Source organism: Micromonospora sp. LZ34 (assembly GCF_052981855.1).
In genome coordinates, this window is the sequence record NZ_JBRIQN010000021.1 from 13,772 (window position 1) to 29,613 (window position 15,842).

Here is a 15,842-nt window from a genome sequence, read left to right on the forward strand (position 1 = left end):
CGCCTTCGGCGGCCTGCTGCTGCTCGGCGGCCGACTGTCTGTTTTGTTCGGCGCCCGCAAGCAATCAACGCCACGTCCGGTAGGCGACAGACCTAGGGTCGCAACCCGGAGGTCGTGGTGGCGACAAGCCGTTCGACAGCGGCTTTGGTCGACAGTTCGGTGGCCGCATCCAGGGCGTGCAGACAGTAAGCCGCCAGCTCGGTAGGCGGGGCGTCGTCGCGGACATGGCCTGCCGCGGCGGCTTCGGTCAGCAAGTCCGCGAGGAAACCGCGCAGGTGCTGCCGCGCGTCAGCCACATGAGAGCCGTGATGCAGGAGCGCCGAGAGCGGGTGGTCACGGTGCTCGTACTGGATCGCGGCATAGGCATGCAGAACGGCGTGCAGGCGCTGCTCGGGGCCATCGGCATTGAGGCCGACAGTGGCCAGCTGGTGAAGGTGGCGGGTGACTTGACGCTCGTGCCACGCCATCATGATCGCCTGGACGTCCGGGAAGTACTTGTACAGCGTGGCTCGCCCAATCCCTGCGGCCTGCGCAATCTGCGTCATCGTCACCGAGGCCAGTCCATGTTGTGCCACAAGGCGGGCCGCCGCGTCGAGGATGGCGGCGTGCACCGTCCGGCGGTGCTCCTCGATCGTGTCGTTCCACAACTTCGGCACCGCTCCAGCATACGAGGCGATCGCAGCGCGTCATGTTGTCTTGACGCTATACGGTCTGTCTTGCAAAATCTCGAGCATAGGCGGTGCTGGTGAGACGCGAGGAGGTTCAATGACCGAAGAGACGCCCAGCGATGGTCACAAGCCCGACGGCCCCTCACGCAGGCCGTCGGATGTGGCGGCAGACGGCCGGGCCGCCACGGGGCCGGGGGCGGCGATCAGTGGGGCACCGCGCTGGTTCAAGGTGATGGCAGTCGTCGGTGCGGTGTTCCTGTTGCTGGTCGCAGTGCTGCTACTCAGTGGTCACGGGCCGAGTCGGCACATGCACGGTGGTGCCGCTGCCAGCGCAGTCGAGGGCATGCCAACAGTCCCGGACAGCGAGCGCAGGGAATGTTGGACATGCGGATGAGTCCGCTTGGGCGCAAGGTCGGTCTGGTGGCCCACGTCGGGTGTTCGGTTGGCTGGCTGGGCGCGATCTTGACGTCTATGGTCCTGGGCCTGGTGGGGCTGACTACTCGTGACACGGATACGGCCAGGGCTGCTTACATCCTTCTGGAGGTGGTCGGCTGGTTTGCCCTTGTCCCACTGGGCCTTGCCTCGCTGCTGACTGGGCTCGTCCAGGCACTGGGCACGAGGTGGGGGTTGTTCCGGCACCACTGGATCATCGCGAAGGTTGCGATGAACCTCGTCGCGGTCGGTGTGCTGTTGCTGTACATGCAGACCCTGGCCTATCTGGCGGACCGCGCCCGCGCTCCCGCCTTCCCCGCAGACCTCGACCGGATGAACGGCCTGTCTCCGGTCGTGCACGCCGCAGCGGCGGTGGCGTTTCTGCTCACGGCGCTGGTCCTGTCCGTGCTCAAGCCGAAAGGGCTCACGCCGTACGGGCGGCGCAAGAACGCTTCAATGCCCCGCAGCGACGGCGCCTTGAGGACGAGGCGGGTCAGCATCCTGCCGTAGGGAGATGAGCCTGAGCCGCCGCCACTTCTCTGAGGACCGGTTACCCAGCCCATAGGTCATCTACGGCTCAGCACTGTCGTCTCATCCGGCGTCCCGTGCCGGACTCAGATGGCGACCTGGTGCGCGTGTGCGTGTTGGCGAGCAAACACTCCGCCACGCACGCGGAGAGGTCGTCCCGGCGATTTTCCACCAATGCGACGGATGGCGGATGCGGCCGGATGGGGCCGCCCGGAGGGCGGTGATTCTCCTCCTACTCCGCGAGGTTCGCAGTGTTTTCACGAAACTGCGCCGGGTAATCGTTGGCCGAGAGCCCGGCAAGCCGGTCGTGAGGCCAGGAAGCCGGGAGTGTCCGAGGCACCGACGGCGTACCGCGGGCGTTCTCTCCCCGCGGTGCCGCGCCTCCGACTTCCGGAGGCGTCAACCCGATGGGAGCTTGACGATGAAATCACGTTTCCGAAAGAGCACGCTGTCCGTTGCTCTCATGGTCACCGGTGGCGCTGTTGCCGCTCCGGCGATGGCCGCTCACGCCAGTCCGGTAGTGGACAGGCCGGCCGTTACGGTGCAGCTATCGCACGAGTCGCAGCCGCCGCCGGAGCCGCCTAAACCGCCCCAGCCGCAGCCGCCTCCGGACGAAGACAATAGGGTGCTGGAGCACGACTACCAGAAGCAGCCGAACGGCTACTACTGCGCCCCGGCGGCGACCCGGATCGCCCTGTCCACGCAGGGCAAGGTCCTGAGTCAGAAGGAGGTCGCCCAGAAGTTGGGCACGACCGAGGCCGGCACGAACTCTGCCAATGACACCACCCGGGTACTGAACGAGGTGACCGGTGGCGGCTACGAGACCACGGAGATCGGCGGAGTCAACGCCACGCCGGAGCAGGTCGACAAGCTAAGTGCCGACGTGGTTGAGGCGGTCGACGCCAAGCGGGGCGTAGTGGCCAACACCATGGGAACCGGGGTCGACACCGATGGTGAGCAGCATGTGTTCCCCGGCGGGCACTACGTGACCATCGTCGGATATGACGACGACGGTGACAGGCTGAAGGTCGCCGACCCGTACGACCCGGAGAAGCACTACTGGATGACCGACCAGAAGATGGCCAACTGGATCGCCGCCCGCGGCTACTCCAGCTAATACCCCTCGCGACACGGCCGCAGTCCGGCCTCCAACACTCGGGGTCCCGGACTGCGGCCCTACGCACGCTCTGTTCGGCGTCGGCACGGACGCCGCCGCCCAACTGCTCACCACCGCCGGCGACAACCCCGACCGGCTGCACTCTGAAGCCACACTGGCCCGCCTCTGCGGCGCAGCAGCCATCGCCGCCAGGCTCGGGGTGCGCCGTCACCCCTCACGGTCCAGAAGGGGGTCGGGCGCTGCGGAAGGTGCGACGGTAGGCGTCCGGAGGCACCCCGACCGTGCGGTGGAAGTGTCGGCGCAGCGTCGTGGCGGTTCCCATGCCAGCAGCCTGCGCGATGGCGTCGATGCTGTTGTCGGTGTTCTCCAGCAGTTCCTGGGCCCGGCGGATCCGCTGCGTTGACAGCCACTGCAACGGGGTGGTGCCTGTTACCGACTTGAAGTGGCGGGCCAGGTTGCGCGAGCTCATGTTCGCCTGGCGAGCCAGCTCCTCCACGCTGAGCGGACGGTCCAGCCGCTCCATCGCCCAGGGGAACAGGTTGGCGAGGGGATGGTCGTCACGGGCGGGCACCGGCGTGGTGACGAACTGGGCCTGGCCGCCGGCGCGATGCGGCGGCACGACCAGGCGGCGGGCGACGGAGTTGGCGACGGTCGAGCCGTGGTCGCGGCGGATCAGGTGCAGGCACAGGTCGATCGCGGCGGCCTTGCCGGCAGAGGCGAGGACGTTGCCGTTGTCGACGTAGAGCACGTCCGGGTCGACCTTCACCCGGGGATAGCGGGCGGCCAGCGCCTCGGTGTGGGCCCAGTGTGTGGTCGCGCGCAGCCCGTCCAGCACCCCGGCGGCGGCCAGCACGAACGCGCCGGTGCACAGCGAGACGATCCGAGCGCCCGCCTCTTGGGCTGCGCGGACGGCGTCGAGCAGGTCGGGTGGCACGTCCGCGTCGATGTCTTCGACGGCGGGGATGATCACGGTGTCGGCGCGGGCGAGTCGGTCCAGCCCGTCGTCAGGTTCCATCCGGAATCTGCCGATCCCGACCGGGCCCGGGCCGCAGACCACGAGGTCGTACCACGGGTCTGCCAGACCGGAAGGGTCGCGGACGAAGACCTCGCAGGCCATGGCGAGCTCGAAGTGCAGCATCCCGTCGGTGGCGGCGAGCGCGACAGTGGCCATGTCCGAAAGTGTATGGGGCATGGCGTTCCAGACACTCGTCCGGGCCGGCCGCTGCGGAGAGGATCTCCTCAGTCGATCTTTCGGGAGCACGGAGGAACTGCAGATGGTGGCTCAGACGGTGGCGGTGTTCGGGGCGTACGGACACACCGGGCGGTTCGTGGTGACGGAGTTGCGCGACCGCGGGTTCGTCCCGCTTCTCCTCGGTCGCGACCCGAGCAAGCTCCAGGCGCTGGCGGCGTCGCATCCGGGGCTCGAATACCGGGTGGCGTCGGTCGACGATCCGGCCTCGCTCGACCAGGCATTGAAGGGCGCAGCCGCGGTCGTCAACTGCGCCGGCCCGTTCGCCTCGACCGCGGCCCCCGTGATCGAGGCCGCCCTGCGCACCGGGATTCCGTACGTGGATGTAGCGGCCGAGATCGAGGCCAACCTCGACACCTTCACGCACTTCACCGACCGCGCTCGGACCGCAGGCGTCGCGGTGGTCCCGGCGATGGCCTTCTTCGGCGGACTTGGCGATCTGCTGGTCACGACGGCGATGGGCGATTGGACGGCGGCCGACGAGGCGCACGTCGCGTACGGACTGAGCAGCTGGCACCCCACGGCCGGGACCCTCTCCTCCGGCACCGTCTCCCGGGAACGGCGCGACGGCCAACGTGTCCGCTACACCCGTGGCCGGCTGGAGTATTACGTCGACGAGAGCGACCTGCCCGCCCTGGAATGGGACTTTCCCGCTCCGATGGGCCCCCGGACCGTCCTCGGCGGGTTCACGATGGCCGACGTCGTCACCGTTCCCAGCCACCTGTCCATCCCCGAGGTGCGCACGTACATGACCACCGACGCGGCCAAGGACCTGGCCGCCGCAGACACACCACCGACCGCGGTCGACGAGCGCGGGCGGTCCGCGCAGACGTTCACCGTCGACGTCATCGTGCGCTCGGGCGACACGCAACGACGCGTCGTCGCCAGCGGCCAGGACATCTACGCCATCAGCGCACCGCTGGCGGTCGAAGCAGTCCGTCGCATTCTCGACGGTCAGACGAGGACGAGCGGCGTCGCCTCCGCCGGCGAGATCTTCGACGCGCCCGACTTCCTCCGCGCGCTGTCCCCGCACATCTCGCTCGAACCGCGCCACGAGTCTCGCGCGCCCCAGCTCGCCTGATCGGCCAGGACCTACCGGCCGCCAAGGAGATCGCGGCAAGCTTGCGGGTGACGACCAAGTCGGTCTTCCAGTGGCGGCGCCGCTGGCGCGCAGACGGCGCCGGAGTCCGAGGGTCGGGCGGGTCGGCCTGCCGGTTGCCGCCGGCGCAGCTGCAGTGGCTGGCCGTGAGGCAAGATGCTCGCTCGACCTGCCTGCTAGAGAGGCTCGCCGGCCAACTGTCGTTGCGCCTCCTCGAAGAGTAGAGAACGGAGGCGGTCGAGCTGCCGCTGCTCAGGCAACGCCGTGCCGTCTCGCTGCAGGACGATGTCCTGGAAGCCGCCCATTCCTTGCCGGTAGAGGCCGAGGACGTCCCGGACAACCCGCTGTCGACCGTCACGATCCGTGTCCGGTTCAGTCAACCGCTGGCCGAGTCACGCCATTGCGCTGCTCCACGCGGGCTCATCGGTTCGCAGCACATCGGCCACCTCCAGGAGGAGGTCATGAAGTCTGTCCGTGTTGTCCTCCACGGCCAGCAGCTTCCCATGGCCGCTCGGCGGCTGGAAGTCCCCTGCATGCAAAGATCAACACCGTGCTCAGAGCCAGGGTGGTGGGCCCTCGAAGGTGAGGGTGTGCACGTCGAACAGGACCGCCGCCTCCACGCCCAGCGCCGGCCCGCTCTGGCGGGCAGCCCAGGTGAGTAACGGCCCGGGCTCAGGGCCGGCCACGCCCAGGCCACTGGTGTACTCGGCGTGCGCGGCCAGCGAGGCGATACCGCGCTGCAGCGGCTCGCCGGTGACGTCCACGCCGTGCGTGGGGCGCTCGGCGCCCGCGAAGCAGACGTAGCGCACGCCGCCCCAGGGCGGCAGCCCCTCGTCCACCAGTTCCGGGAAGATCCACCGGTTGCCCGCGTCGCGGGCGGCGTCCAGTGTGGCCAGCCCCACCGCCCGGTGGTCGGCCTGGTTGGTCATGCCGCCCACCATGCGTACGGTGAATGCGCCCGAGACGATGACCTCGGGCCGGTGCCGACGGATCGCCCGCACGATGTCGCGGCGCAGGTCTGGACCGTACTCGACGACCCCGTCGCGGTGGTCGAGGAACTCCACGACATCCACGCCGACCTCCCGGGCCCCGGCGCGCTGCTCCTCCTCGCGCAACGGCGCGGCCTGGTCCGGGTGCATGCCGTCGATCCCGGCTTCGCCCCGGGTTGCCAGCAGGTAGGTGACCTGCTTGCCCTGTGCGGTCCAGCGGGCGATCGCCGAGGCCGCGCCGTACTCGATGTCGTCCGGGTGTGCGGCCACCGCAAGGCACCGCTCCCAGTCCTCGGGCAGGGCCGGTAGAAGCTCATCCACAGCCCACACCGTAGCCGCCTCTCCGCCGATCCGACACCGCCGCGTCGGCAACGTGGACAACCGCCGAGCAAGCGATACTGAGCGGGTGGATCCCAGCCGGCTGCACCCGCAGGCACGGGCGGCGATGCAGGTCCAGCAGCGCGTCCCGCTCACCCGGGCGACCCTGCCGGCGGCGCGGCTCAGCATGGTGCAGGCGACCCCGGCCGAGGTGGGCAGCGCACCGGCGATCCGGTCCGTGGTCACCGTCGACGCCGGCGGCGTGCCCGCCCGCCTCTACCGCGACGGCGATGACGACGCGATGCCGGTGGTCCTCTACGCCCACGGCGGGGGCTGGGTGATGGGCGGCGTGGACACCCACGACGGGCTGTGCCGGCACCTGGCGGCCGCGTCCGGCTGGGCCGTGCTCTCGGTGGACTACCGGCTCGCGCCCGAGCATCCGTACCCGGCCGCGGTGGACGACATGGCGCGCGCGCTCGCCTGGCTGCGCGGGCCCGGGGCGGCTCGGCACGGCCTCGACCCGGGCCGGATAGCGGTGGCCGGTGACTCCGCGGGAGGGCACCTTGCGGCAGTGACCGCTCGGCGCGCCCGGGATGCGGGAGTCCGTCTTGCGGGTCAGCTCCTCATCTGCCCGGTCATCGACCCCGCGGCCGACTATCCGGACCTGGACGAGTACGGCCTGGACCGGGAGGAGATGCGGTTCTTCTGGGATGCGTTCGCCCCACCCGGCGTGGACCGAACACAGCCGGATCTGGACCCACTGCGGGCCGACCTCACCGGCCTGCCTCCCGCCGTGGTCATCACCGCCGAGCTCGACCTGTTGTCCGCCGAGGGCGAACGGTACGCGGCCACGCTGCTGGCGGCCGGCGTTCCCGTCACGGCGACCCGGTACCAGGGGCTCATCCACAACTTCCCGCGGAAACTGGCCCTGTTCGACGCCGCCCATATCGCCCTGGCCCAGTTGGCCGCCGCGCTGAACCGTTGGTGACAGGTTCGACCAGACCCGGCGGCGGGGCTCGACCAGCGCGCACATCTGTCAGGATGCTCGGCATGTCTGGTCGCGCCCTGAGCTTCGGAGTCGTGGCGGAAGCATACGAACGGTTCCGGCCGGGGTATCCCGCGGAGCTTTTCGACATGGTGATGACGTACGCGGGTCGGCCGGTGCCGACTGCCCTTGAGATTGGCGCTGGGACCGGCAAAGCAACTCGTCTGTTCGCTCGACAAGGGGTCACCGTCACCGCGACCGAGCCCGATGGGGCCATGCTCGCCGAGCTGCGTAAGCACGTGCCAGCAGACGTCAAGACTGTGCAAGGTGCGTTCGAGGACCTGCGATCGGGCGAGAGCTACAGGCTGGTGTATGCGGCGGCGGCGTTGCACTGGACGAACCCGGAGGGTCGCTGGTCGCGCATGGCCGGGCTCATTGAGCCGGGTGGCGTGTTTGCCTCGTTCGGTGGACCAGTCCAGCTGGCTGACCCGGCGGTGGAGGAAGCTGTGCGCGCCGCCCGGGCACCGTTCATGGAGAGCGACGAGGTTCCGTCGCCAGACGGAACGCCTCCGGGACATGACATGCAGTGGCCGGGTACGGAACTCCAACGGTCTGAGTGGTTCGCCGATGTTCAGCAGTCCACGATTGAGCGCCGCTTCACGATGAGCGCTCGCGACTACGTCGGCCTGCTCTCCACCATCTCGGCCTATCTCGAATTGCCGACCTCGGAGCAAGAGCAGGTATATAGCCGGATCATGCAAGTCCTGCCTGAGACGGTCGAGATTGCCGCCGACATCACCGTCCATGTCGCGCGTCGTCGCTGCGAGCAGTAGTGCCTCGGTAATCCGATATCTGCCCCTGTCGCGGCCATCGGACATGCCGCTGCCCGGTGCCGGCGTTTGCCGCACGTCGCTTGTCAGGCGGTCTGGTTGAGTAGGGCGGTGCCCAAGGGCGTACGGCGGTAACGGATTTCGTGCCCGTGGCGCTCGCCCACCACCATGCCGGCGTCGCGGAGAACCATCAGGTGCTGCGATACGGTCCCGGCCGCGAGGGCGTGCCTGTGGGCTAGCACGGTGGTGGTGGCGGGCTCGCCCAGCCCGGCCAGCAGGGTCGCCCGGCTCCGCCCGATCAGGCGCCCTACCGCCGCCAGCTCTTTGACCTTGGTTGACTGCCACAAGGTACCGAGGCCGCGAGCGGGATAGATCACGGCGGGTTGCCACGGCGGGTCGAGGATCACCAAGACCTGATCAAACTTGAACGCGCTCGGGACGAGCAGCAGGCCTTCACCGGCGAGGTGGCGGTGTTCGTCGTCGCCGCCGGCGCGGGTGAGCGCACCGTTGTGCCAACGTAGCTGTGGATGCAGCTCCGCGAAGAGGCGATCCAGGCCACCGTCGGCGAGCCGGCGGCTCTGGTAGGCCACGTCGGCGTCGAGCAAGGCGCGGACCCTCGGCCACACCGGCTGGATCACCTCCTCCCATACGTCCCGGATCACTCCGGTGAGCAGGCGCAGCGCGTCGGCCGGGTCGGCCAGCAGATGGCGCCCAACCTCGGTACGCGCCGCGCCGCGCGTCTCCCGAAGTGACCGGGCGATCTCTTCGGCCACGCGGTCAAGCGGTGTCGCCTCGATACGCGCCAGCTCGTCCTCGAAGCGGGGGTGTGCGGTGGTCGGCGGCGGGGACAGGAAATCCGGGCTGTAACCGCGGCGGGGTTGCAGCAGCGTGATCGGGCGGAGGTCCAGGGCGGCCAGACGATGCCTTATCGAATCGAGGAAGCCCTGGTGGTACCCCGGAGAATCCTCGGGTGTGGTCAGGCGGATCGCGGCGATCGTCTCCAGCACCGGCGACACCGCGAACCGGCAGCGCATCAAGTCGGCGGGGCTGAACCACAGGGTGATCGCGATGGTCGCCCTCCCGGGGTTCGCGATGATTCGGCGGTCGCCGAAACACTGGTGGGGAGCCTATCGCCCCGCTCATGATCCGACCATGACGACACCACCTGACTGGGAACGGCGTAGCGCCGAACTGTGGGCCACCATCGACGACCACGACCCCGAGAGCTTCCGCGAGCGCGTCGAAGCGCTCGCCGCTGAGCTGCCGGAAGGCCACCCGGTGGCGGCTTTCGAACGAGCCTGCGCCTTCGACTCCACCGGCCACTCCGACAGGGCCGTGCCGTTGTATCGGGCGGCATTGGCCGGCGGTATCTCCGGTGTCCGCCGCCGTCGCTCGGTGATCCAACTGGCCAGTTCGTTGCGCAACCTCGGACACGCCGATGAATCCGTCAAGCTGCTGATGGCGGAGCGGCAGCAACCCTCCGACGAACTTGACGACGCGGTCAGTGCCACGCTGGCGCTGGCATTGACCAGTGTGGGCCGCGAGCGGGAGGCCGTCTCCATCGCCGTCGCCGCTCTCGCCCCACACCTGCCCCGCTATCAGCGCTCCATGGCCAACTACGCCCGGCTGCTACTGGAACAGGATTGATGGTTGTACCTGACCCTCGGATGACGGAAGGCGGCACTTCACGATGCCGCCGCCTGTGCCGGCGTCCGCGACCGTGCCATCGTGGCCAAGGGCTTGCTCCAGGAGCCCTCCGTCACCGGAGGCCCTCGCCGGCTGCCGTCACTCGCCCGGTGTGGATGCTAGGACTTCCAGCCGGGATCGCGCCCGGTGAGGCCGAGGACCCGGTCGAGCAGGGGAGCGTCGGCGGGCTGGGTAATCGACGGCCCGAACAGGCCGGGGGTGCCGTCGCTGCTCGCCTGCTGGGACACGAGGCGGTAGACCGTCTCGACGGTCGGGTTATCGGCGTCGTATGGCTGCCCGGTCGCGATGGCGAGATCCCATCCGTGGACGACCAGCTCGTTCAGCGCGACGATGCCCATGATCTCGGCCGGCAGCACCACCCCGCCCGCCGCTGTTTCGCCCGTCCAGGCGGCCGGTTCACGCCACGCCGCAACCAACTCATCGAGCTGCACCGGCAGGCGCGTGCGACACTCCGGGTCGAGCTTCGCCATCGAGGGGTTGCCCGGGCCGGCCGGCGCGGCTTCGGCTCCCTTCTCAGCAGCTATCCGGAACGCGACCGTCAGCCCCATGATGTGGTCGAGCAAATCACCGACCGTCCACCTCTCGCAGGGGGTGGGACCGGTGAGCTGGTCGTCGGTCACTCCACGCAGCAGCGTTCCCAGCGCGCGGGCCGCGGGCTCGAAATCCGAGGTGCCGTTACTACCGATCATCTCTCTCCTCCGTCCTGAACACATCTGGACGCTACGCGCCTGGACCGACAAGACAGTCCACTTGCGCATGATCATGCTGATCCGGACCGACACACCACCGTCGGCATGGTGCCCAGCCGTGACCGCTCTACGTTCCGGGTGTTGTCCAGCACGTCGGCGGCCACCGGGTGCCGTTCGGTGTGATAGCTGTCCAGCAGCCCTCCCGGCGGCGCCCAGCCGTTGACCTCGGCGGCCAGTTTCAGCCGAGGTTGGACGCGTCCTGGAGTGCTCGGCCAGCAGGCGATCGGTGATGGCCTGCGGGAGGCCGAGGACGTACGAATGTGCGCTGGCCAGCCGGTCACGTTGCGGCTTGGGGTGCCGGCGATCGACCCCGCGCGAGGAACCGCTCCAGCAGACCGCGCTAAAGTGGCAGGGCTCTCCCTGCCTTCTGCGTCCGGTGCGGACGAACAGGCTCCTTTCGAAGCTGATGGCGGTCGCCCAGCCAGACGTACCCCTAGTCGGCTGGGGAGACGGTGGCCTCGGACCCTGCAGCTTCGATGTTCCACCGTCGTCCGAGCGCCGCCACCTGGTGCAGGCGGATCGAGCCGAGTTCGTCGGGGACGTGGGGGTCGGCGACGAGTCGGCCCTCGCGTGGTTCGATGCCGAGCATCGTGCGGAGGAACAGCAGGGGTGCCCCGCTGGCCCAGGCCTGGGGATTGCAGGCGGTCGGGTACGGCACGGGCTGGCGGCCGAAGGACCGGTCGTAGCCGGAGAACGCCTCGGGCAGCCGGTGGTCGGAGTAGCGGGAGCCTTCCAGCATCGCCATCGCGATCCGGTTGGCCTCGTCGCGGTAGCCGTAGCGCGTCAGCCCGGCAGCGATGATCGAGTTGTCGTGTGGCCAGACCGTGCCGACGTGGTAGCCGATCGGGTTGTAGCCGACATCGGCGGTGGAAAGGGTACGTACACCCCATCCGGAGAACATCTCGGGTGACATCAGGTGTCGCGCGACCTGTCCGGCGCGGTCGTCGGGGACTATGCCGCTCCACAGCAGATGGCCCATGTTGGAGGTCATCGAGTCGATGGGCCGTTTGTCACCGTCGAGACCGACGGCGTAGTACCCACCCCGCTCGGGGATCCAGTAGTCCCGGTTGAACCGCTCGCGGAGTCGCGCGGCGTCGGCCCGTAGGCGCCGGGCCATGGTGGGGTCCTGCCACGGGCCGCCGGCGAGTTCGGCCATTCGCAGTTTCGCGTCGTACGTGTAGCCCTGCGTCTCGCAGGTGGCGATCGGTAGGACAGGGATCGTCCCGTCGGCGTACTGCACGCCGTCGGGGGAGTCCCGCCAGCACTGGTTGCCCAGGCCCTGGGTCGAGCGGGTGGCGTATTCGACGTAACCGTCGCCGTCGCGGTCGCCGTACCGGTCGATCCACCGCAGCGCGGCTTCGGCGTTGTCCCGCAGCCGGTGTAGGAGGTCGGCGTCCCCGGTCCACCGCCAGTACTCCGACAGAAGGATCAGCCACAGCGCGGTGGTGTCCGCCCCGCCGTAGTAGGGGTGGTAGGGCTTGAGTCCGAGCTGGGTGAGCTCGCCCGAGCGGTACTCGTGGAAGATCTTTCCCGGCTCCTGGTCCGTGAAGTCGTCGTACGTCTTCGCCTGATGGGTGGCCAGCACGATCAGGGTGCCCCGGGCGACCTCCGAGCCACAGGCCATGGTCTGGTACGCGGTGATCAGCGTGTCGCGACCGAAGGCGGTGAGAAACCACGGCAGGCCCGCGGCGAGCAGAACAACCGGTTCCCCGGCGACGGTCTTCTCGATCCGCATCGACACGAGATCAACCGCCGACTTGTGGTAGACGTCGCGGAGCAGGTCAGCATCCGCGTGCAGATGCGGTTTCTCCGCCGCCCATCGGGTCGCCGGGTCGTGCGGCCCGTGATCGAACGCCTCGCCGAACCCGCGCACCACCGGCCGATAGTTCTCTTCGCCGCAGCGCAGCGGAACGCTCAGGTCGCAGCTCCACCGCTGTCCCCGCTCGAGGCGTACGGACCAGACGAGGGTGTCGCCGTCGATCAGGTCGGCCGGCGGGTCGGCCTCGACGCGTAACGACGCCGTGTAGCTGCCGTTGCGGTACCGGAAGGCGAGTGCCGAGCCGTCCGGTTCGTGCTGGCGGGTGATGTCCGGGGCGCGGTCGCGGCCGGACTCCTTGATCTCGAAAAGGTCCGCGAAATCCGTCCCGACGGCCAGGCGCAGTCGGATGGTCACCGGCTCGATCCCGAAGTACCGCAGCTCGACCCGTTCGTAGAGGCCGTCACCGACGAAGCGCTGCCGTCGCACCCCGACCCGATTGGCGGGCAGGTTGGGCAGGCCGGAGTTGGCCAGGAAGAACGCCGCCGAGTAGGCGTCGACGGTCCCCGACGAGAGCACGAGCAGCGCGGCGTCGTCGATCGTCAAATCCCAGTGGTTGAGGAACCGGGTGTCGTCGTGCACCAGGCCGCCGATGGAGCCACTCGGAACGTTTCCGGAGGCGTCGGAGAACATGAAGGTGCGGCCCTCGAGCACGCCGACCGCGTCGGGCCCCAGTTCCGGCGGCAGGTCCCGGCAGGCGCCGCTGGGAACCCCCGGCCCGGTCGGTGCGTCCGGCATCGGGTCGGCAGGGGTCGGCCGCCGTGATGTCGCGGTCACCACACCTCCTCGATCGTCGACACGGTTCGCCCACTGCCGGGCCTCGCCTCGAAGCGGGAGATCCCCGGCTGAGCCGCTGTCAGGACGACCCGTGGGTTCCCGGCTACGCGCAAGTCATCCCGCGCCATCCGTTGCCGACCCGAATCGGTGGGGACCTCGGCGTCCGGACATCTCCGCCCATGACGCCCGGTCGACGCGCTCCATCACAGCGAGCCGCGAGGAGGTTCGCGGGGGAGGGTAGCTACAGCGCCGAACCCACCGAACCGGGCTTGAACTCCGCTTTCGGCCCAGGTGTGCGGTTCGACATCCCCACACCGGCGGGCGCTCAGCCGATCAGATGGCGCCGCCGTTGGCGAACAGCACCTGGCCGTTGACCCAGCGGCCCGGGCCGGCGAGGAACGCCACGACCTCGGCGACGTCCTCCGGGGTGCCGATCCGTTCCAGCGGTGGCTCGGCGGCGATCCGGGCGATGGTCTCCTCGTCCTTGCCGCGCAGGAACAGTTGGGTGGCGACCGGGCCGGGGGCGACCGTGTTGACCGTGATGTCGCGGCCGCGCAGTTCGCGGGCGAGGATCAGGGTGATCGCCTCCACTCCGCCCTTGGTGGCGGCGTACGCGGCGTACCCGGGCCGGCTGAACCTGGTGATCGAGCTGGAGATGTTGATGATGGCGCCACCGGCGCGCAGCCGGCGGGCGGCCTGCTGGGTGACCACGAGGGCACCGCGCAGGTTGGTGCGGATCACCCGGTCGATGGTCTCGAGGTCGAGATCGACCAGCCGGCCCATCGGCATGATGCCGGCCATGTTCACCACCACGTCGATCCCGCCGAACTCCCGCTCCGCGGCGTCGAACAGGGCGCTGACCGCGTTCTCGTCGGCGACGTCGGCCTGGACCGCGATCGCCCTGGCGCCGGCGCCGGTCAGGGTCGCCATGGTCGCGTCCGCGTCGGCCTTGTTGCCGGCGTAGTTGACGACGACCGCGCAGCCGTCCTCGGCCAGCCGCTGTACGACCTGCCGGCCGATGCCACGGGATCCTCCCGTGACGATCGCGACGCGCTGTGCCGTGCTCATGGTGAACCCCCTTGACCCGTGCCTGCTGTCGAAACTAGGCGTCGCGCCGTGCCAGCACCGGATAAACGAATCATCAGCTCGCGGAAGAACGCAGCGAGTACCGCCACGCTGACCTGCCCGAGCCCGAGACGATCCGCGCCGACGCGTCGGGACGTCGACCAGCGCGACGCGGCTCGGGGCGGCCGAGGGACTCGCGATGGAGCCACTCGGCCGCCCCGCCGAGCTAGAGCCGGTTCAGACGGCCACGGTCATCTAGCGCAGCGACCGGAAGCCCGCGCGGACCTCCTCCACGAGGGCCTTCGGCTGCTCCCAAGCCGCGAAGTGCCCGCCCTTGTCGAGCTTGTTGTAGTGGACGAGCTTGGGGTACGCCTTTTCTGCCCAGCTCTTCGGAGCCTGATACATCTCGTCCGGGAAGACGCTCACCGCAACCGGGATCTTGGTGCCCTTGACGCCCCAGAACGAGAACGTGTTCTCCGCGTAAAGCCGCGCTGCGGAGACGCCCGAGTTCGTCAGCCAGAAGTGGGTGATGTTGTCGAGGACGTCGTCGCGCGTCAGGCCCTCGGGCACCCCGGCGAACGACCGAGAGATCAGCGCCAGGCTCGCCGCGTCATGGTCGCACATCCAAGCTGCCAGAAAGACCGGCGAATCCGCCAACCCGGTCAGCGTCTGCGGGCGAGCCGCCATCTGCAGGGCGTAGGTGACGTGCTTCCACGCGAAGTCCAGCTGCTCGCACGTCTGCCGCTCCTCGTCGGAGAGGCCGGCTGGCAGATTCTCGAGCGCGTTGGCGGCGCCGATGATGTTCTTCTGGAACAGGTTGTCGATCTCGGCCGGGACCGTGCCGGCCATGTTGGTGTGGATACCGAGCAGCCCCTCGGGCGCCTCCGCGGCCATCAGGTCCACGACGATCGCGCCCCAGTCGCCGCCCTGCGCCACGAACTGGTCGTAGCCGAGGCGCTTCATCAGCTGCACCCAGGCACGACCGATGCGGTCCGGGCCCCAGCCGGTCTCCGTCGGCTTGCCCGAGTACCCGTAACCGGGCATCGACGGAATCACGACGTGGAAGGCGTCCTCTGCGCTGCCGCCGTGTGCCGTCGGGTCGGTCAGCGGCTCGATGATCTTCAGCTGCTCGATGATCGAACCCGGCCAGCCGTGCGAGACGATGAGCGGCAGGGCGTTCTCGTGCTTCGAGCGAACGTGGACGAAGTGAATGTCCACGCCGTCGATCTCGGTGATGAACTGCGGCAGGGAGTTCAGCCGCGCCTCGACCTTGCGCCAGTCGTACTCCGTGGCCCAGTAGCGCGCGAGTTCCTGCATCATGGCGAGCTGCGGGCCCTGCGACTGGTCGTCAACGGTCTCCTTCTCCGGCCAGCGCGTGGCCAGGATGCGCTCGCGCAGCGCCTTGAGCTCCGCCTCGGGGACCTCGACCGTGAACGGCCGGATCGCTGGCGTTTCCGGGGTGGCAGACATGTGTGTTCCTTTGCTGTGTTGGATTGCCTTACCGCGACAAAAA

The 15,842-nt window shown here is 69.1% G+C and carries 14 protein-coding genes and 1 pseudogene; 6 read left to right on the plus strand and 9 right to left on the minus strand.

Features of this window, described 5'->3' with window-relative positions; genetic code table 11:
• Positions 1-92: 92 nt before the first annotated feature.
• Complete coding sequence (locus ACVCAH_RS21725; protein ID WP_447138011.1) at positions 93-656, minus strand: TetR/AcrR family transcriptional regulator; 564 nt, start codon at positions 654-656, stop codon at positions 93-95.
• A gap of 396 nt (positions 657-1,052) precedes the next feature.
• Here ACVCAH_RS21725 and ACVCAH_RS21730 point away from each other — a divergent pair, with 396 nt between their 5' ends.
• Both ACVCAH_RS21730 and ACVCAH_RS21735 read left to right on the plus strand, forming a co-directional pair.
• Complete coding sequence (locus ACVCAH_RS21730) at positions 1,053-1,610, plus strand: DUF2269 domain-containing protein (RefSeq protein WP_447138012.1); 558 nt, start codon at positions 1,053-1,055, stop codon at positions 1,608-1,610.
• A gap of 439 nt (positions 1,611-2,049) precedes the next feature.
• Positions 2,050-2,745 (plus strand): C39 family peptidase, encoded by a 696-nt coding sequence (locus ACVCAH_RS21735; protein WP_447138013.1) that lies wholly within the window; start codon positions 2,050-2,052, stop codon positions 2,743-2,745.
• 214 nt (positions 2,746-2,959) lie between these two features.
• On the opposite strand, the gene ACVCAH_RS21740 is transcribed toward ACVCAH_RS21735, so the two are convergent.
• Complete coding sequence (locus ACVCAH_RS21740; RefSeq protein ID WP_447138014.1) at positions 2,960-3,916, minus strand: helix-turn-helix domain-containing protein; 957 nt, start codon at positions 3,914-3,916, stop codon at positions 2,960-2,962.
• Here ACVCAH_RS21740 and ACVCAH_RS21745 point away from each other — a divergent pair.
• A complete protein-coding gene (locus ACVCAH_RS21745) occupies positions 3,891-5,075 on the plus strand; it encodes a saccharopine dehydrogenase family protein (RefSeq protein WP_447138015.1) in 1,185 nt (394 codons plus the stop codon). The genes ACVCAH_RS21740 and ACVCAH_RS21745 overlap by 26 nt on opposite strands.
• Before the next feature lie 572 nt (positions 5,076-5,647).
• Here ACVCAH_RS21745 and ACVCAH_RS21750 read toward each other — a convergent pair.
• Positions 5,648-6,403, minus strand: coding sequence for a PIG-L deacetylase family protein (locus ACVCAH_RS21750; protein WP_447138016.1), 756 nt, complete (start codon positions 6,401-6,403; stop codon positions 5,648-5,650).
• An 85-nt stretch (positions 6,404-6,488) separates the two neighbouring features.
• On the opposite strand from ACVCAH_RS21750, the gene ACVCAH_RS21755 reads away from it, so the two are divergent.
• Positions 6,489-7,388 (plus strand): alpha/beta hydrolase, encoded by a 900-nt coding sequence (locus ACVCAH_RS21755; RefSeq protein WP_447138017.1) that lies wholly within the window; start codon positions 6,489-6,491, stop codon positions 7,386-7,388.
• Positions 7,389-7,450: 62 nt separating this feature from the next.
• Entirely contained in the window at positions 7,451-8,218 is a 768-nt protein-coding gene (locus tag ACVCAH_RS21760) for a class I SAM-dependent methyltransferase (RefSeq protein ID WP_447138018.1), read from the plus strand.
• Positions 8,219-8,301: 83 nt separating this feature from the next.
• Here the strand turns inward: ACVCAH_RS21760 and ACVCAH_RS21765 are convergent, their stop codons facing one another.
• Entirely contained in the window at positions 8,302-9,222 is a 921-nt protein-coding gene (locus tag ACVCAH_RS21765) for a DUF5937 family protein (protein ID WP_447138019.1), read from the minus strand.
• Between ACVCAH_RS21765 and ACVCAH_RS21770 the strand changes: the two genes are divergently transcribed.
• Positions 9,188-9,862 carry a tetratricopeptide repeat protein gene (locus tag ACVCAH_RS21770; protein WP_447138020.1) on the plus strand — a complete coding sequence of 225 codons (675 nt, stop codon included), beginning with the start codon at positions 9,188-9,190 and terminating at the stop codon, positions 9,860-9,862. The genes ACVCAH_RS21765 and ACVCAH_RS21770 overlap by 35 nt on opposite strands.
• A 158-nt stretch (positions 9,863-10,020) precedes the next feature.
• Here ACVCAH_RS21770 and ACVCAH_RS21775 read toward each other — a convergent pair whose 3' ends face one another.
• The 5 genes and pseudogenes from ACVCAH_RS21775 to ACVCAH_RS21795 all read right to left on the minus strand — a co-directional run bounded on the left by ACVCAH_RS21775 (position 10,021) and on the right by ACVCAH_RS21795 (position 15,799).
• Positions 10,021-10,611 carry a TIGR03086 family metal-binding protein gene (locus ACVCAH_RS21775; protein ID WP_447138021.1) on the minus strand — a complete coding sequence of 197 codons (591 nt, stop codon included), beginning with the start codon at positions 10,609-10,611 and terminating at the stop codon, positions 10,021-10,023.
• Between the two features lie 134 nt (positions 10,612-10,745).
• Positions 10,746-10,876, minus strand: a pseudogene (locus tag ACVCAH_RS21780) (FAD-dependent monooxygenase); the annotation flags it as partial.
• Positions 10,877-11,104: 228 nt separating this feature from the next.
• On the minus strand, positions 11,105-13,264 hold the full coding sequence (locus tag ACVCAH_RS21785) for an amylo-alpha-1,6-glucosidase (protein ID WP_447138022.1): 2,160 nt from the start codon (positions 13,262-13,264) through the stop codon (positions 11,105-11,107).
• Between the two features lie 333 nt (positions 13,265-13,597).
• Positions 13,598-14,332 (minus strand): SDR family oxidoreductase, encoded by a 735-nt coding sequence (locus ACVCAH_RS21790; protein WP_447138023.1) that lies wholly within the window; start codon positions 14,330-14,332, stop codon positions 13,598-13,600.
• Between the two features lie 252 nt (positions 14,333-14,584).
• Positions 14,585-15,799, minus strand: coding sequence for an epoxide hydrolase family protein (locus ACVCAH_RS21795; RefSeq protein ID WP_447138024.1), 1,215 nt, complete (start codon positions 15,797-15,799; stop codon positions 14,585-14,587).
• Between the last annotated feature and the right edge of the window lie 43 nt (positions 15,800-15,842).

Excerpts from the sequence above, each read along its gene's own strand:
- ACVCAH_RS21795 (WP_447138024.1), bottom strand. The coding sequence starts at position 15,799 with ATGTCTGCCACCCCGGAAACGCCAGCGATCCGGCCGTTCACGGTCGAG.
- ACVCAH_RS21740 (WP_447138014.1), bottom strand. The coding sequence starts at position 3,916 with ATGGCCACTGTCGCGCTCGCCGCCACCGACGGGATGCTGCACTTCGAG.
- ACVCAH_RS21735 (WP_447138013.1), top strand. The coding sequence starts at position 2,050 with ATGAAATCACGTTTCCGAAAGAGCACGCTGTCCGTTGCTCTCATGGTC.
- ACVCAH_RS21790 (WP_447138023.1), bottom strand. The coding sequence starts at position 14,332 with ATGAGCACGGCACAGCGCGTCGCGATCGTCACGGGAGGATCCCGTGGC.
- ACVCAH_RS21730 (WP_447138012.1), top strand. The coding sequence starts at position 1,053 with ATGCGGATGAGTCCGCTTGGGCGCAAGGTCGGTCTGGTGGCCCACGTC.
- ACVCAH_RS21775 (WP_447138021.1), bottom strand. The coding sequence starts at position 10,611 with ATGATCGGTAGTAACGGCACCTCGGATTTCGAGCCCGCGGCCCGCGCG.
- ACVCAH_RS21760 (WP_447138018.1), top strand. The coding sequence starts at position 7,451 with ATGTCTGGTCGCGCCCTGAGCTTCGGAGTCGTGGCGGAAGCATACGAA.